At 62.5% G+C, this 15518-nt stretch carries 19 protein-coding genes; 7 read left to right on the top strand and 12 right to left on the bottom strand.

The features are described from left to right. Positions 1-202: 202 nt before the first annotated feature. Positions 203-484: a hypothetical protein gene (locus Y958_RS29145; RefSeq protein WP_088875434.1), complete on the top strand. Its 282-nt coding sequence runs from the start codon at positions 203-205 to the stop codon at positions 482-484. A 159-nt stretch (positions 485-643) separates the two neighbouring features. Here the strand turns inward: Y958_RS29145 and Y958_RS31705 are convergent, their stop codons facing one another. Together Y958_RS31705 and Y958_RS29150 are read right to left on the bottom strand one after the other, a co-directional pair. Further along, positions 644-832 carry a hypothetical protein gene (locus Y958_RS31705; RefSeq protein WP_145727912.1) on the bottom strand — a complete coding sequence of 63 codons (189 nt, stop codon included), beginning with the start codon at positions 830-832 and terminating at the stop codon, positions 644-646. Positions 833-866: 34 nt separating this feature from the next. Continuing rightward, positions 867-1160, bottom strand: coding sequence for an MDR/zinc-dependent alcohol dehydrogenase-like family protein (locus Y958_RS29150; protein WP_088875435.1), 294 nt, complete (start codon positions 1158-1160; stop codon positions 867-869). Positions 1161-1560: 400 nt separating this feature from the next. On the opposite strand from Y958_RS29150, the gene Y958_RS33135 reads away from it, so the two are divergent. The 5 genes from Y958_RS33135 (at position 1561) to Y958_RS31710 (ending at position 6047) form a co-directional block, all read left to right on the top strand. Further along, on the top strand, positions 1561-1923 hold the full coding sequence (locus Y958_RS33135; protein WP_425600700.1) for a plasmid mobilization protein: 363 nt from the start codon (positions 1561-1563) through the stop codon (positions 1921-1923). Beyond that, on the top strand, positions 1916-2836 hold the full coding sequence (locus Y958_RS29155; RefSeq protein WP_088875436.1) for a relaxase/mobilization nuclease domain-containing protein: 921 nt from the start codon (positions 1916-1918) through the stop codon (positions 2834-2836). The genes Y958_RS33135 and Y958_RS29155 overlap by 8 nt, the downstream gene beginning before the upstream one ends. A gap of 541 nt (positions 2837-3377) precedes the next feature. After that, the gene (locus tag Y958_RS32655; RefSeq protein WP_244909747.1) at positions 3378-3977 is read left to right on the top strand and encodes a 3-oxoacyl-[acyl-carrier-protein] synthase III C-terminal domain-containing protein; all 600 of its coding nucleotides are present in this window, start codon (positions 3378-3380) and stop codon (positions 3975-3977) included. 2 nt (positions 3978-3979) lie between these two features. Then, a complete protein-coding gene (locus Y958_RS29165; RefSeq protein ID WP_088875438.1) occupies positions 3980-4813 on the top strand; it encodes an MBL fold metallo-hydrolase in 834 nt (277 codons plus the stop codon). Beyond that, a complete protein-coding gene (locus tag Y958_RS31710) occupies positions 4800-6047 on the top strand; it encodes a hypothetical protein (protein WP_145727911.1) in 1248 nt (415 codons plus the stop codon). Before Y958_RS29165 ends, Y958_RS31710 begins: the two co-directional genes overlap by 14 nt. Here the strand turns inward: Y958_RS31710 and Y958_RS29175 are convergent. The 10 genes from Y958_RS29175 to Y958_RS29220 all read right to left on the bottom strand — a co-directional run bounded on the left by Y958_RS29175 (position 6002) and on the right by Y958_RS29220 (position 14984). After that, positions 6002-7258 carry a glycosyltransferase gene (locus tag Y958_RS29175; protein WP_088875440.1) on the bottom strand — a complete coding sequence of 419 codons (1257 nt, stop codon included), beginning with the start codon at positions 7256-7258 and terminating at the stop codon, positions 6002-6004. The genes Y958_RS31710 and Y958_RS29175 overlap by 46 nt on opposite strands. Further along, complete coding sequence (locus Y958_RS29180; protein WP_088875441.1) at positions 7255-7890, bottom strand: hypothetical protein; 636 nt, start codon at positions 7888-7890, stop codon at positions 7255-7257. Before Y958_RS29180 ends, Y958_RS29175 begins: the two co-directional genes overlap by 4 nt. Next, positions 7883-8191 carry a hypothetical protein gene (locus tag Y958_RS29185; RefSeq protein WP_088875442.1) on the bottom strand — a complete coding sequence of 103 codons (309 nt, stop codon included), beginning with the start codon at positions 8189-8191 and terminating at the stop codon, positions 7883-7885. The genes Y958_RS29180 and Y958_RS29185 overlap by 8 nt, the downstream gene beginning before the upstream one ends. After that, positions 8188-9411: an ISL3 family transposase gene (locus tag Y958_RS29190; protein WP_088875443.1), complete on the bottom strand. Its 1224-nt coding sequence runs from the start codon at positions 9409-9411 to the stop codon at positions 8188-8190. Before Y958_RS29190 ends, Y958_RS29185 begins: the two co-directional genes overlap by 4 nt. Before the next feature lie 69 nt (positions 9412-9480). Further along, positions 9481-10356 carry a glycosyltransferase gene (locus tag Y958_RS29195; RefSeq protein ID WP_088875444.1) on the bottom strand — a complete coding sequence of 292 codons (876 nt, stop codon included), beginning with the start codon at positions 10354-10356 and terminating at the stop codon, positions 9481-9483. After that, a complete protein-coding gene (locus tag Y958_RS29200; protein ID WP_088875445.1) occupies positions 10353-11348 on the bottom strand; it encodes an NAD-dependent epimerase/dehydratase family protein in 996 nt (331 codons plus the stop codon). Before Y958_RS29200 ends, Y958_RS29195 begins: the two co-directional genes overlap by 4 nt. 278 nt (positions 11349-11626) lie before the next feature. Further along, complete coding sequence (locus Y958_RS29205) at positions 11627-13156, bottom strand: AAA family ATPase (protein ID WP_088875446.1); 1530 nt, start codon at positions 13154-13156, stop codon at positions 11627-11629. 3 nt (positions 13157-13159) lie between these two features. Continuing rightward, positions 13160-13966, bottom strand: coding sequence for a metallophosphoesterase (locus Y958_RS29210; protein ID WP_088875447.1), 807 nt, complete (start codon positions 13964-13966; stop codon positions 13160-13162). A 134-nt stretch (positions 13967-14100) separates the two neighbouring features. Next, a complete protein-coding gene (locus tag Y958_RS29215) occupies positions 14101-14508 on the bottom strand; it encodes a hypothetical protein (RefSeq protein WP_145728005.1) in 408 nt (135 codons plus the stop codon). Between the two features lie 122 nt (positions 14509-14630). Next, a complete protein-coding gene (locus Y958_RS29220; protein ID WP_088875449.1) occupies positions 14631-14984 on the bottom strand; it encodes a hypothetical protein in 354 nt (117 codons plus the stop codon). On the opposite strand from Y958_RS29220, the gene Y958_RS29225 reads away from it, so the two are divergent. After that, complete coding sequence (locus Y958_RS29225) at positions 14983-15396, top strand: helix-turn-helix domain-containing protein (protein ID WP_244909748.1); 414 nt, start codon at positions 14983-14985, stop codon at positions 15394-15396. The genes Y958_RS29220 and Y958_RS29225 overlap by 2 nt on opposite strands. Positions 15397-15518: the final 122 nt, after the last annotated feature.

Raw genomic sequence — 15518 nt, forward strand, 5'->3', positions numbered from 1 at the left:
TTCCCCGGCATCGGCGGGATGCCAGGCGATGATGTCCCGCTGGACATCGTTATGGATGGCGCCATGACCACCACGTACTGTAAGCGATGCGCGTCCCTCACCGAGTTAGCGGTTGACGGTTCAGTTTGCACCGCAGCAGCGTTTGTATTCCTTGCCTGAGCCGGAGGGTCACGGGTCGTTGCGTCCGACCTTGACCTGACGGATGAAGGGGCCGGAGCGGCCCATCCAGAATGAACGGTCGCGGGCCATCGTGCTGGCGGCTTCCGGCTCGGTCGATGCAGTCGCCCTGTTCGAGGACGACAGGCCCCTGGCGCTGATCACCGAGGTGATGCCGGACGTGCTGATCAAGGGTGCCGCTTACACCATCGACCAGGTGGTGGGCGCCGACGTGGTCCAGGCCAACGGCGGCCGCGTGGCCCTGGAGGAGCAGATGCTCAACCAAAGCACCACCGGTATCGCCAAGCGCATCCGCGTGGCGGGCTGACCCGGCCGCCCCTCTGACGTGCCTTGGGCCGGCTTGCCCCGGGGGACTTGGTCCCATATCAAGGTCGTGTCGGTGCTAATCGGCATGCAGTTTGGATGCAGATCGGCACGGTATCTGTTTGATTCTATTGAAATCAGGTGGGTTAATTGATTACGCCGATTAACAAGATCTCGGCGGCCAGGTGCTGTTGATCAACAGGCGCACCGCGCCGTCGCCGAAGGTCGCTAGCCACACCCCGCCGTAGCGGTGGAACGTGGCATGTTTTACCTTCTGCGGGTGGAATTTCATGGGCGTGCCGATGATGCGCAGGTGGCGGTACAGCACCAGAACCAAGGGGAAGGATGGCACCCTCCGCTCCGCCTGTGAGGCCCGCCTGCACCAGTCAGCCTCCATGGCTTAGGGACTGGATTTTGCGCTTATAGGTATGTGCGCCGATGATGACCTCCATATCCCAGCCCTCCATCGTCCCGGCGACGGCGCTGGCGAAATCCTCCGTCTTGTAGGCGATGGTGACGTCGGTTTCCAGTGCAAGCACCCCGCCAGCGATGGCGCCATCTATCGTGGTCAGGATTCGGGGCGCCGACCGCCCCGGCCAACTACACGGCGGCTGAGCCCACGCCACGCGATGGATCAGGACCGTCTCGCCCGGCTGCAGGTTGGCCAGGTCGTGCCTCAATCCGATGAGCCGTCGGCGCTACGCTGGGATGGCTCGCATTGCACTTCGAAGGTCGGGGATACGGCCGCCATCTCATAGCTCCTTTAGCTCCTTTAGCTCCTTTAGCGAGCCATGTTTTCCGCAGGCTCGTAGTGGTACGCCGCGGCCAAGCGCGTGCCCTTTCACAAATCGGCCAGCCTTTGGCGCACCGTTGTTGAGGTGGAGGTACAGGGTTTAGCGGTCACCCCACCTACCGGGAGCCGCCGGGCACAGGACATAGGTAAATGATCAAAAAATTCTTGGCCGCCATTCCACCACCTCACCCATATGCTGATGACGTGGACGCGACGCGCGTCCCTATCGTTTGGTTGGCCCGCTCTGGCCCGACGGTCGGCACAGTGATGGAAGGCTGAGAAGGATCATGGCACGCCCCCTAAAAAGTCCCAATGCCCTGCGTAAGAAGATCACCGTTTGGCTCTCAGCGGATGAACGGTTAATCGTTCAGGTCCGAGCTGCGGCGGCTGGAATTCCGCTCGGGGACTTCATTCGGCGGGCGGCGATGTCCCGGCACCTGAGAGAAGTCCCACCCATTGAGAATATTCGTATGTATCAGGCTCTTCTTAGGCTGACCATGAGCCTCAATCAGATAGGATACCAAGTCCGCGAGACAGGTGACCTCGACCGGGAAGGGCTAAAACAACTTCTGACAGGGCACCAATCACTGCTGTGTGAGGTCCGCACTGCACTACTTGGCGGCGGCCCGGGAAGAGGCTTGGATGATTGAGAAAATCACCAAGGGCACCAGCATGCGTGGCCTTCTGGATTACCTGATGGGAGAGTTTGATCATACCGGCCGACCGCGCGGCAGGGTAGCTATTGTCGGTGGGTCTATTGTGAGTACTGATGTTCGCGCAATGGCTGCCGAATATCACGCGCTTAATCAACTTCGGCTTAGCCTTGGCAAGAGCGTTGCGCATTGTAGCCTTAGTGTTCCAAGGGGCAGTGTTGATCAATCGATGGCATGGAGCGAGCGTCGGTTAACTGACGGTGAGTGGGCGGAGATTGGATGTCACTGGGCAATGGGTATGAATTTCCAGGCATTTACAATTTTCCGGCACGACGGCCCTGATGATGACCACATTCATGTGGCCGCCAGTAGGGTCAATCCTGATGGTTCAGTCGTCCCAGATGGTTGGGACTATTTGCGCGGTGAGCGTTTTGTCCGGGAAATTGAGCGCAAGTATGATCTACGATGGGTTCGGTCTTCCCATTTATTGGAACCTGAGAACGCTTTGCTTCAATTACCTACGGTCAATCGCGGTGACATTGAGAAAGCCCGAAAAAAGGGACGTCTCCACCGCCTGGAGATCGCTGCGGCCGTGAAGCAGGCCTTGGATCGCGGCGCGACTACATTTACAGATTTTGTCCACTTTTTGTGGCAGAAAGATATCGAAGTCCGTGTCAGGCTTTCTCCCGATCATCTTGGTTTAAATGGGCTATCATTTGCGTTGGAAGGTGTGGCCGTGCAAGGTCGTCATCTCGGTCGGGGTTTCAGCGCTAACAACTTGGTGAAGAGAGGGCTAAGCTACGACCTCTCGCGAGATTACGAGGTGATCATCGCCTGTTTCAATCGCACTGCCGAGGTGGCCGAGGGGAACAAATCAAGGAGGCCAATGGATGGCCTGGAATTTGAATAATTGACGGGTCGAAATAAAGGAAAAGCATGGCCTATTTTGATGTAGTCCGTGCGGTATTGCGAAAGGTCGGGACTAGAAATGCCCTATATTTCTTGTGATTTGACCTCAGTGGCGTTTAATTATTGACAATTTGTGTTTTAATTGTTGCTGGGGCATGCTCTTGCACTATCTTAATGTTGCGATCGCCGCCACGGGCATCTATCTGCCGCAAGCTGTAGAGCCATCTGAAACGTTCGATATCGAGTGGGGATTGCGGCGGGGTACAACCGCGCGGGCAAGTGGCGTGAACCGGCGGTACTGCGCGGGAGTGGAGGAAACGGCGTCAATGATGGCGGCTGCAGCTATCGGAATGGCGACCGATGGGCTTCCAACAGGACTAGATTCCGTTGATCGGCTTATAGTCGCGTCCATTATGTCCGAACAGCCGATACCAACCACAGCGGCACTGACAGCCGCGCGGCTGTCTCTTGGAAGGCCAGTCGCCGCCTACGACATCAATGCCTCGTGCCTGGGTTTCCTCCAAGCCGTCGAGGGAGCGGCCATGGCCATTGCCACCGGTCAGTCGCATGGCGCTGCCGTTGTCGCCACTGATCTTGCAAGGCTGGGGTTGGATCGTACTGACCGTACGACGGCGCCCCTTTTTGGTGACGGGGCCGCCGCAGCGATTCTTACCCCATCCGACGGCGCGTCCGCCATTTTGGCGATTGCCCTCGAAACCCATCCCATTGGGGGTGACCTGTGTGAAATCCGCGCTGGCGGTTCACGCTTCAATCCGCTCCTGCCGCCACCATCGCTGCGTGACTATCTGTTCCGTATGGATGGCGTTGGGCTGGTGCGGTTGGCCATGACGCATCTGCCGGGTTTCATCGAGCGCGTGCTGAGCCAAGCAGGGGTGGGGATACGGGACATCGCTTGTGTCATCCCGCACCAAGCCAGCCGGCAGGGCCTCAAATTCCTACGGAACTGGCTGGGGCCAGACGGTCCGCCCATGGTCGATATCCTGGCAACCCAGGTCAGCGCCTCCCTGCCTACGGCACTGCATGAGGCCGTAACAAGCCGACTGTTGCGGCGCGGCCAATTGGGATTGATGGTTGGCACGGCCGCGGGCTTCGGCATGGGCGCCATGGTGTTCCGGTTTTGATCATGCGGGTGCATGTCGATCTGATGGAAGTGGGAAGCTGCCGGCATCCGGCCTGCATGGTAACGGGCCGAGCGAGCCTGGCGGTCGCGCGGTTTCCCGCGTTGGTGGCCTGCATCATCCACCCCGTGGAGGGCGTGTTCCTGTTCGACACGGGTTACGGTGAGGGGCTGTCCCGGTCGCGCGATCCAGTCGCGCGCGCTTACCGGCGCCTGCTTCCCTATCGTCTGACGGCGGGCGAAGCCTGCTGCCATCAGTTGGCGGCGGCTGGCATTGATAGGGGTGACGTCCGCGGCATCATCTTGTCACATCTACATCCGGACCATGCTGGCGGGTTGGTGGATTTCCCGGGTGCCGCTGTCTTCACCTCTGCCGAGGTACTGAGCGGCATGCGGACCGGCAGCTGGCGTTGCCGGGCGCGTCTGGGCCTGATCAGCGACCTATTTCCCATTAGCCTGGAAGGGCGGACACGTACGGTCGAATCCTGCCGGTCGGCGTCCCGGTCGCTGGCAGGCCTTCCGACGGGTGCGGACCTGTTGGGCGACGGCAGTCTGATCGCAATCCCGCTGCCAGGCCACGCGCCCGGTCATATCGGTCTGCTGCTGACGGCGCAGAACGGGAGGGAGGTGCTGCTGGCGGCCGATGCTGCTTGGCTGTCGGTCTGTATCCGTGAGCGGCTGGAGCCGATGGCGCCGGCCAGGGCTTTCGTCGCCGACTATCCGGCCTATCGCCGCACGCTCCACGCCCTGCACGATCTGTCGCTGCTGCAGCCGGACCTTTGCATCGTGCCGTCCCATTGCGGGGAGGCTATCGCAGCCTTACGCCATGAACTTTGCTGATGTCGCTACGGCGTTTCTTCGCGCCAAACTGCTAGAACGCTGTCCGGCCCTATTGGCGCGTGCCGAACGGGGGTTGCCGGAATTTGTCGCCCGGCCGGTGATCGGTCAGGAAGACTATCGCGCCGATTTTGCTCGTCACAACGCTCTTGCACTTGGCCTGCATCAGGCCCGCGCCTTGGCGCAGCTGGAAGCGGAGGGTGGCGATACCGGCCATCGCGGTCTTAGCTTCGGTTTGTCCACTGGCACAACAGGTGAGCCGGGCGTCTTCATCACCAGCGAACGCGACCGCGCGCGATGGCTGGGCAGTTTCCTGGCTCGTGTGCTGCCGCCAGCGCTGTTGCTGCGCGGCCGGGCCGCTATCCTGCTGTGCCACGACAGCCAGCTCTATCACCAGACTGGCGGGCGGACGACCCATATTTCGCTGTCGCTGGGGGCCGAGGGGTGCGCCAGGGCGCTTGAGGAAGCCCGGCCGGGTATTGTGGTCGGGCCGCCGTCCGCATTGCGACGCATCGTGGAGGCCGGCGGCTTTCGCCGTCGGTTTCCAGTAGGGCTGGTGGTCACCGGTGGTGAACCCCTGTGGCCCGACGATGCGGCCCTGCTCGCCGATGCCTTCGCCGCCCCCGTCCGCCAAGTCTATCAGGCGGCGGAGGGGTTTTTCGCGGCCGCCTGTTCATATGGTAGGCTGCATTTCAACACCGACTTGGTGCGGGTGGAACGATCGCCGATCGAAGGCGCACCAGACAGGTTTGTGCCGATCATCACTGATCTGGTCCGTGACGGGCCACAGCGGATGGTGCGGTACCGCACAGACGATGTCGCGATGGAGGCATCCGGCCCTTGCCCCTGTGGATCGGCGCTGCCTTCGGTGGCCGGTATCGAGGGGCGGTTGGCCGATTACCCGATAGATCCACAGGACCGGTTGCTGCTCCCGCAGGACATCAACGCCGTCCTGTCGCCGGCTTTGGCCGGGTCCTGGTTTCGCGTCACGCAGACGGACAGGGGAATACTCGCCCTTGAACTGCCCCATGCCGTGCCTGGCCCGCAAGCGGCCCGCGCGATGCGTCTGCTGTACGAGCTCTCGGGAATGGCGGTGACACGCCGGACGCTGCCATCCCTCCCATTGACAGCAAAGTTCCGCCGTACCCTGCGCCTGTCACCACCGGGTACTGCCCCCCTGCTTTCCCGCCTTCAGCCACCCGTCATGCTGTCCACGACCTCAAGAAACGCCGCGTGAGGATCATAGCCTGCCGCGGCGGCCGCCAGGGCCGACAAGCCGGGGCAGGTATCCGGCGCCATGATCCCATCCAGGGCCGCCAGCATTTCAGGGCTGCGCAAGCGCCGGACCCGTAGGCCCGCACCCTTGGCGACGATGCGGGCCGCATAGTCGAACTGGTCGTAATCGTGGGGCACGACGATGGCGGGCCGCCCCAGGGAAATCGCTGCATAAGAAATGCCGGCTCCGCCGTGGTGGATGACGGCGTCAAAACAACCGAGGTGCGTCCGATACGACAGGAAAGGCACCATCACCGCATTGCGGGCCAAATAGATCGCTGCTTCGTCCATCCTCTCCGGATGGCCCAGTGTGGCGACGAAATGCAGATCCGGCCGCTGTGCGGCGAACCACGCCATGTCCGCGGCCAAAGTCTTTTTAGCCCATGGCAGGTGGGTTCCGAGACTGACCAGCACGTTCGGCCGGCCGCTGGCCAGAGGCGGTGCCGGTGACTCCACCTCGGGGTTGGCGAACACAGGCCCGATCATTTGAAAGTGGAGAGGCCAGTCACGGTTGAACTCCAGTTCTGTCAGGCCAAAGCCCAGGATGGACCGGGGTGAATAGCAAGCCTCGGTACCATCCTCGCGATAGACACCGCTTCCCAATGCCGACAGAAGGTCGGATACGGCGAGGGCCATTCCACGCTTCGCCATGCGAGTGAGTATTCGCCCCGCAGCGTCGCGCAGGCGATGGCCAAGTCCGGAACCCTCCGTCCACCCTCCCATGTAGCAGGGAACGCCGCGCCGGTTTTCGATGGTGAACGGGGTAGCGATCGTCGTGATCCAACCGATCCCCAGCGCCTGTGCTGCGAGGCCGGCGGAGACGGCGACGGAGTCCGCTACAACCAGATCTGGCGGTGCCACCCGCCATAGTGCCAGTAACTGATCGCGTGCAGCCACGGCCACTTCAAGGCTGGCCCGCAACTGTTTCAGCAAGCGCAGTGGGTTGCCGCCAACAGCGCGATTCGTATCGACAATCCGCTCCAGGGAGACGCCAGACAAGCAGGGCAGTGCCGATGCCGTCAAGCCGGAAGCTGTGACGCTTGGCAGCTTGGCGGCACCCGTTATGACCTCGACCCGGTACCCCGCCGCCTGCGCTGCCATGGCCAGTTCCAGAAGGGGGTAGAGATGGCCCGCGAAGGGCGGGGCTACGAAGACGATGCGCGGCCGGGTCATCGGTTCGCTTTCTCCAGGAAGGCGCGGGTCATGGCCATGGCATCCCGGTTCCGATAATAGTCCAGATGGCCGCAATCGGGGTTGGCATGCACTACGCCGCGCCACAGGTGCCGGCTCCACCCATCCCGACGGCCCTGCAGTACGAGCAGGCCAGAAAGCCGGTCTACAGGGGGCGAGCGGCCGGCTGGACCCAATGCGGCCACATGGATTTCAGGCCCCAGTGGTAGGCGCGGCAAGACGGTCGCCAGCAGGTCGATGCCGCAACTTCCTGTAACCAGAAACAGTCGTTCGTGCGTCCGATCCAGCAACATGCCGATGACCGCGGCCAGTGCGGCCTGATAGGCCGCGTCGCTGCGGGCCCACAGCCATTGCTGGGCGTTGCGCAGGCTGGCGACCACGAGCGGCGGCGGCGGGGCGGGCACGGTGAATTGCCGGTGCCAAGGGAATCCGGCCTGCACGACCTCCACCCCGGCCGAAGCCACCGCCGCGAGGAAATCATGCTTGTCGGCGGGGAGCAGGCTGGACCGGAAGCAACTCTGTCCCGTCAACAGGCAAAGCCGGCGCGCCACCCGTGGCAACAGGAACCCTTCCTCGGGCAGCCCGGCTAGGTGCCGGCGATAGGCGTCAACCATCGGTAATCCGCTTGCCGCTTAGCACCATGCGGCGGCCGCGCCACCGGATGTGGCTGCTTCTGAAGCCGCCTGCCATCGCGTGCAGTGGCATCAGCAATTCACCGGCTACGTCGAACGGCAGGTCGGCCAAGGGACCACCGCCGCGCAGCCTCCTCGCCGCCACCGCCTTTGTTCCCAACAGAAGCAGCGCCGCCAGCATGGCACCCGGACCGATCATGACCCCAGTTAGCAATAGCGGCAACGCCAAGATCCCCGGCAACAGCACCAGGACAAGCAGGGGGACGGAAAAATTTTGGTTCATCGCGGAACCCCGGGGAATGCGGCTCTGATTTTGAGGAAGAAGTAGGCGTCATCGCGATAGCCGTAGGCCATGCGCTTGATGACCTTGATGCGATTGTTGATGCCTTCGAGGATGCTGGTGTTGAGTGGCCATGCGGCGCTGGCGACGATGCCTTGGAGGTAGACGGCCAATTTTCCGGCGAAGCGGACCAGCGGGTCGATGCCACTGGCAATGGCCTTGTCGAACCAGGCCTGCCAAGCGGTGCGGGCGGCCTGGGTAGAAGGCTGGCGCCATAGCTGCTTGAGTTCATCTTTCATGACATAGACGGTCATGAGCGCCTGATTGGCAGCGAGCAGTTCATCCAGATGCACGCCGTCCTGGACGCGTTTCAGGTTTTCCCGGTTGCGCAGCAGCAGCCACCGGGCAGTCTTGATCACCTTGCGGGCTTTCTTGTCGTCGCGCAGCCGGTTGGCTTCGTCGACCCGGACGCGGTCGATGACGTCATGGCCGTATTTGGCGACGACGTGGAACAGATCGTAGACGATCTCGGCTTGTGGACAACGCGCACGCACCTCATTGGCGTAGGCGGCGTTCATGTCCATGGCCACGGCCTTGATGCAGCGGCAGCCTTCCTCCCCCAACAGGTCGAAGAAGGGACGGATGCCTTCGCGCGAACGCTCGCGGCCAACCCATAACACCCGCCGGGTGTGGGGCTCGATTACCACCGTGGCATAGCGGTGGCCGCGCTGGATGGCGAACTCATCCATCGCCAACACGCTGATCCCGCTGAGGTCTACCGGATCGAGGGATCGTTGCAACGCACGTTTGTCGATCTCCTTGACCGTGTGCCAGTCCAGCCCGAAGAACGCGGCCACCTGCTTCACCGGAAGGGCACGGCAGAGGCGGACCACGCTCTCCGCCAAACGCCGGGTCACCCGGGCATGGCGCTCCAGCCAATCCAGTCGTTCCAGCCGAGGGCCGCACTGCCCGCACAGAACACGCCGGCGCGGCACCGATATCCACGTCGCCGCATCCAGGATCGGAAGGTCCCGGACAACTCGCATCTCAATGTCGTGAACACGCTCGCTCGCCTGGCCACAACCGTCGCAGATCATCGGCGAACAGGACGGTCGGCCAAGATATATCCAAACCGCCGGCTGCTCACCCGCGCGGCGTTCCACTGTCTCAATCCGGTAGCCTTCCCACCCAACGAGACATGACGTAGCTTCTCTATCGGGCAACGGCGCACCCCCTGGCAGTCTGTGATGTTTGGCGACTACCAGTCTGTCAGAACGCGCCGTTGTCCGCCTCTACCCGCTAATCCGCGATGAACCAAAATTTTCCATCAGGTACAACCGGGCGAATACCATCCAGCGCCGCATCAGGCTGAAATAGTGCGAAGCGCCATCGACGCTCGTGATGACGGTAACGGGCAGATCTGTCTGGACCACCTGCCCGCCACCGTTTCGGAAGAGCCGGGCCAGGGCGTAATCGTCAGTGACTTCATGCTCAATGGCGGTGAAGCCTCCTAACCGGTGCAGATCGTCGGTCCGCATCAGTGTGAACATGCCGTTGACGGTCCGCGACAGGCCTAACCGGGCCGCAGGAAGATAGGTAAGCATGGCGTTGGCATTGACGAAGCCGGTGACCAAGCGGGACCAATTGTTGCTGCGCGCGGCATAGAACGGCAGTCCCGTGACTAAGGTCCCCGGTTCTGCCAAGCCCACGGCCCGGTCCAGCGCATGATGCGGAAGTGCGGTGTCGTCATCCAGAACGGCGACAAAAGGTGTTTCCACCTTCAACAGGCCACGGGCCAGCTTGACGACTTTGGGATTTAGGCCGCGCGGTGGAGCTGGCGCCACATCCAGGTACAAGTTGGCGTTGATTCCCGCCGCGATTGCCTGTGCCATGGCTTTGCTGGCGGCGGCTTGTCCAGCGGCATCCTCGTTATCCAGCAGCCAGACGTAGCGTGCGCCGCCAGCATGGCGCAAGTTTGCCACTAGACAATCGGTCAAGGCGGGGTCGCCCCCCAGGATGGGTTGCAACACGGTGACTGCTTGTTCCGTTTGCTGCGAAGGGATGGTCGCTTGCTGACGTCGCCGCTCCGATAGGGCCAGAAGCAGCCGTATCAGATTCAGCACCGCATAAGCGGCAGCCAGAATGCCAAACCAGCTGGCGCCGTTCATGGCACCGCCCCGGCTTTTTGCCAGTCAATGAAAGCGTCGAAGCCCTGCTCCGGCGTAAAGGGCGGTGGGCCAAGCAGGGACAGCATGCGCGTCACGTCAAAGGTCTTGGAATGTGCTACGGCGGAGACGCCAAAGCGCGTGATCGGTGGTTCCCGCCAACCGAGCAGCCGGGCTGAAATCTGTTCCGCCACACGAGCCGCCCTCATCGCAGCCGCCACCGGGATACGCAGGCGTGGTGGTGGATAACCGAGCCTCGAAAGCACAGAGCCAAGCAACCTGTCCGTTTCCTGAGGTGAGGCATCGGTGATATTTATGGTTCCGCTGATCCTCAGTGTAATCGACCGTTCGATGGCATGCACAAGATTGCCGATATAGACCATGTCGGCAACGGCCGTGCCGCCATCGGGACGGACGATGCGGGGAAGCATCCCCTTGGCGGCGGCGCGTAGAATGCGAGGAAACAGGACGGTGTCGCCGGGTCCATATATGGCGCGGGGCCGTAATATAAGCGCGTCTGATCGTTGCGTTAGGACCAATCTTTCCGCCTCCCTTTTCGCTGCGGCATACAGGTTTGCGGGGAGCGTCGGGAAAGGGCTGTCCTCCGTCAGGTCGAATTGATCGCCCAATATATAAAAGACGGCGGTCGTAGAGATGAAGATGAACTGGCTTGTTTCTTTATCTTGGACGTACCGGAGCAAATGTGCCGTTGCATCGAGAATATTCGCCTGATAGGCAGCGGGCGGTGCCCAAGGAGATGCCAATGCAGCCGCGTGAATGACGACGTCGTGCCGCGGCAGGTCGGGGGGGAGCGGGCGGGAAAGGTCATGCAGGATCTGGTGATCTACGCTGCCTGACCGTGCGGCGCTCCTGCTGAGCCCGGTGACTTCCCAGCCCAAACCGCGTAGGTGCCTTCCCAAGGCACCTCCCAGAAAACCGCTGGTGCCCGTAATCAATACCCTGCCGGCTTTCGCCATCTTTTGATCCGCGTTCATGAGGGATTCCAGGCCGGAAAGAATAAAGAGCTATCACGGTTAAACAAGTACTTGAAGTATTGCGCGCTGATTTTCATGGTGAGCTAATCTTTGTGTTTTGGGATCAGTGTCAGGCGTACCTCGAAGCTGAAGCAGGTTTGGACAGGGAGGTGGTATACCTACCTTACTAGGTCACTGAGTCGCATCGCCTTGCCGACCGTTGCGAGCGCGGCGCCTAGCATCCCGCCTGCGGTGCCCTTCGGGCATCCGCAGGCTGTCTTGACATGTTCGTGGGGGGGTCACTGCATTCCGCCGATGGGGACGAGGATCGCGATCGCGGTTTCATCAGTCGCCGCGTCCAGCGACGCCAACTGCTGCATCAGGTCACCCAAGCGCATGCACCGCCGCGCCTTCCTGGCGGCCCGCCTCGCCCCCCGGACCCACTGTGTCACATGGGCCCCCGTGGCACCGCCGGCGGCGGCAATGGCCGCCACCTGGAAGAGGTCGGCACCGGGCAGGTCCGTCCCCAGGTGGTGCCGGAAGATGCCGATCAGCGCCGCTGTGTCCGGTACCGGGATGGTGATCACCCGTTCCAGGCGGCCGGGCCGCAGCAGGGCCGGTTCCACCACCTCCGGCATGTTGGTGGCCCCGATGACGACCACTCCCGGCCGACCGGCCACGCCGTCCAAGTGCTCCAGCAAGGCGTTGACGATCTGGCGCTGATAGGTGCTGTTGTACCCGTTAGAGCTGGCCGTACGGCTGGTGAAGCCGTCGATCTCATCAATGAACAGGATGCAGGGGCTAGCCTCGGCAGCCTCGGCGAAGGTGGCGTTCATGGTCTTCAGCATCTCACCCTGGTGTCCCGCCGCTTGCCAGCTGGCGTGGGAGCCGAGGATCAGGGGCACGCCGCAACTGCGCGCCAGGGCTGCCGCGAACGTGGTCTTTCCCGTACCCGGCGGGCCGGCCAAAACGACGCCGTGCTCAACCGCATCCCACCCGATCCGGCCCGCGCGGTAGTCGGCCAGGTCCTCGGCCAACTGACGCCCCCAGGCCACCGCTTCATCCATTCCCGCCAGTTGATCCAGCGTCGGCCCCGCCGGAGGTCCTTGAACCTCAGGTGCCGGCGGCGCTTCGGTGGCCGCCTGCATTCCCCGCTGAAAACTCGCCCGTGTGGCAAGGGACTTACGGACCGCAGCCAGCCAATCGTCGGCTGTGATCCCGTCGTACCACCCCAGTGCCAGGTCGCCGGGGACCACCTGGCTGGCGAAGGGGTCCGGTAGCAGTTCCCAGGAAAAACTGGGCCACTGTCCCGTCCGGTCGTCGATGAATTGCATGACCTGCAGGTTTGTCGGCCCCGGCAACCGGGCCTGCCCGCGCCTCGGCAAGCACCAGAACTCGAGGGGCAGGTCGTCGGCTGAGAAAGCCACCCCGACCACGCTTCGTCCCCGCTGCCAGGCGTCCGTCACCGCAGCACCTGCGGTATTCCACGAAAGGGGGCCGGGGCTTTCCGGCACCATCCACGGGTCGTCGGTGTGGTCGACAGTGTCGTCGGCCGCCCGGTTGTTCAGCAGGTGGCGGAGGGCCGCCCGCACCGGCTGGAGCCAGTCAACGCTCGGTACCAACAGCAGCGCGGCGGTCTGGGCATCGGGGATGACCTGGTGGTCGCCGCTCTGGGTGCCGCCCAGTTGCAGGTCCATGTCCGTGCCCAGGATCGTGTCCAGGATCATCCGACGGGCGAACTCTACGTCGATGGGCAGGACGGGGTGGGCGGGGGCCGCGTCGAGCAAACGCTCCACATCGGCGATGGTGAGGCAGTCAAGATTGTCCATGTTTCAGAACTCCTGTTGCAAGCCGTAGGGATCGAAAGAGGGGTTGTGGTCGTGAATGCTGTCGCCATGGCCGCGGGGGTTCGTCCACAGGGGCGTCCGGCCGATGGCGAGGTTGGGTGGCGGGTCGTGGATGTGGCCGTAGCACCAGCCGTCCGGTTGGTACCGCTCCACCAGCCAGTCCAGGTGACTCGCGTAGGCACAGGACCACCGGTCCTGCTGCGCCCAGGCCGGCAGGCACCGGGCGGATGGAGCGTGGTGAGTGACCACGACGGTGGGACCGTTGTGAGGGGCGGCCAGCCGGCCTTCCAACCAATCCACCGACTGGTGGTGGAGGGTGGCCGTGTCCAAGGGACGCAGGCGGCGGTAGCCGCCCCCGGCTACTCTGATCTGCCGATAATCCCGCATGTGGGGGCTGTAGGCGTCGCCGACCAGCATCGCGGCATCGGCCCTGACCAGGCGGTCGTCGGCACCGGCGAACAGCCGGACATCGGTCCACAGGGTACAACCCAGGAACCGGATACCGTGAACGACGGCCTCGTCGCGTTCCAGCAAGGTCACGCCCTGGCTGGCCAGCCTGGTCCGCAGCCTATCCATGCCATCATCGATGCTGCTGCCGAAGACGTCGTGGTTGCCGGCTACGGCCAGGACATGGTCGCAGCCGAACATGGCCCTGGCGTCGGGCCAGGGCAGGCCACGGGCCTTGACGTTCAGATCACCAGCCAGGACGACGATATCGGCCTGCAGGTCGGTGGGTGGTGTCCAGGGGGCGGAATCGAGGTGAAGGTCGGAAAAAAGGGCAACACGGACCATGATGGGCTCCGGAACTGGCCTGGGGCAGTGCCCAGGCCAGTTGGAGCCCAGGCGCGCTTAAGCCGTGGCTATGGCCACCGGCGGACGTTTGGTTTTGGCGCGCATGGTCATGATGATATTCCTTTATCCGGCGGTCAGAGTGGGATCGGGATACCGCCCTGGGCCTTGAACTCGGTAGCGGCGAGGCAATAGTTGAAGTCGGCGAGGAGGGCCGGCAGTAGCAGGAGGCCAAACCCCAGGATGGGGATAGTCAGGATGCCGAAAACAACGAAGAACGTGACGAAGAGAATGGACCTCTTGAGGTAGTACAGGTCGCCGGAGGGTGTCCTGATCGCCCGGATCTGTCGGCCACTCAGCCAGTTTCCGTTCCAATAAATGGTCGTATCGCCTTGGGCGTGGACGTTGAGGAAGCTATCCAGCGATTCCGCGATATGAATATTGTTCAGGACAGTGTCGCCGATCTTCACCACGGAGTACTTGCTGAACTTTCCCGCAACGATGCCATTGCCAAGAAGGCTGAGTCTTCCAGTCACTGATCTCATGATGCACCTACGTCTGTCGGGGCGCACGGCGGCCGGGCCGGACGGGCTTTCAAGCCGCAAATCCAGGCGGGCCGCCGGCTGGGGCCGGGGGCGGGGAATACGGCAGCCGCCTTGGCGACTGCCTAGCCTTTGGCTTTGACGAAGGGGACGGAACCGAGCATCGGGACCTCGAGCGTCAGGTCGTTCTTGGTGCGGTGGGCGGTGATGCTGTGACCATCGGCTGTGACGATGAACCAAGTGTCGCCGTCGTGCTTGTAGCTCACCGGGACGGCGGGAAAGCCATTGCTAGGGACCATGGCGCCCGCGGTGAACTCGACTGTTTCACCGAAGATGGCCGCGTCCTGCTGCTCTTTCGTGGCCGCCTTGGACATCTCCCATTTGCCCAGCACCGGGTTGTTGTCGCCGCAGGCGGTCAGCAGCAGGCCGACGCTGGCGATCACGGTGAGACGGGCGGTGGTGCGGAGGAAGGCGGCCATGATGGGTGATTCCGTTGGAGGAAGGCACGCAACGAGCGAAGCCGATGATTGGTGCAACGCTATTCGGATATATCCGATACTTGGTATATATCCCATGGCGACGTGCAATGCAACAGCGTGTTTTGCCCGGATGGAAGACATCCGGGTTCAGTTTGGGAAGCTATTGAGGGGAAGGCGTCGAGAACGGGGCCTCACGCAGGAGGAGCTCGCCTTCAGAGCGGGAATGGACGTGACATATCTGTCGGACTTGGAGCGGGGGAAGTGGAACCCCAGCCTGGCGATGATCGTCGATTTGGCACGCGGTCTGAGCGTACATCCTTCTGAACTTCTGATTGGACTTCAGGTCGATCAGGCGGATGCCACCGGAACCGAGGATCCCATCCTGCCGGAGCGGAAGCGCGGTGGGCATTAAGGAATGGTCAGCGTCTCAATGGTTCCTTTGGACGTATTGCTTTCCTACGTCCTGAAGAAATAAACCCCGTTACTAAACTCGCATACGTTGGGAAGAATATTGCTCACTTCGCCATCGACAAC

The organism is Nitrospirillum viridazoti CBAmc, from assembly GCF_000730165.1.
GTDB classification, from domain to species: Bacteria; Pseudomonadota; Alphaproteobacteria; order Azospirillales; family Azospirillaceae; genus Nitrospirillum; species Nitrospirillum viridazoti.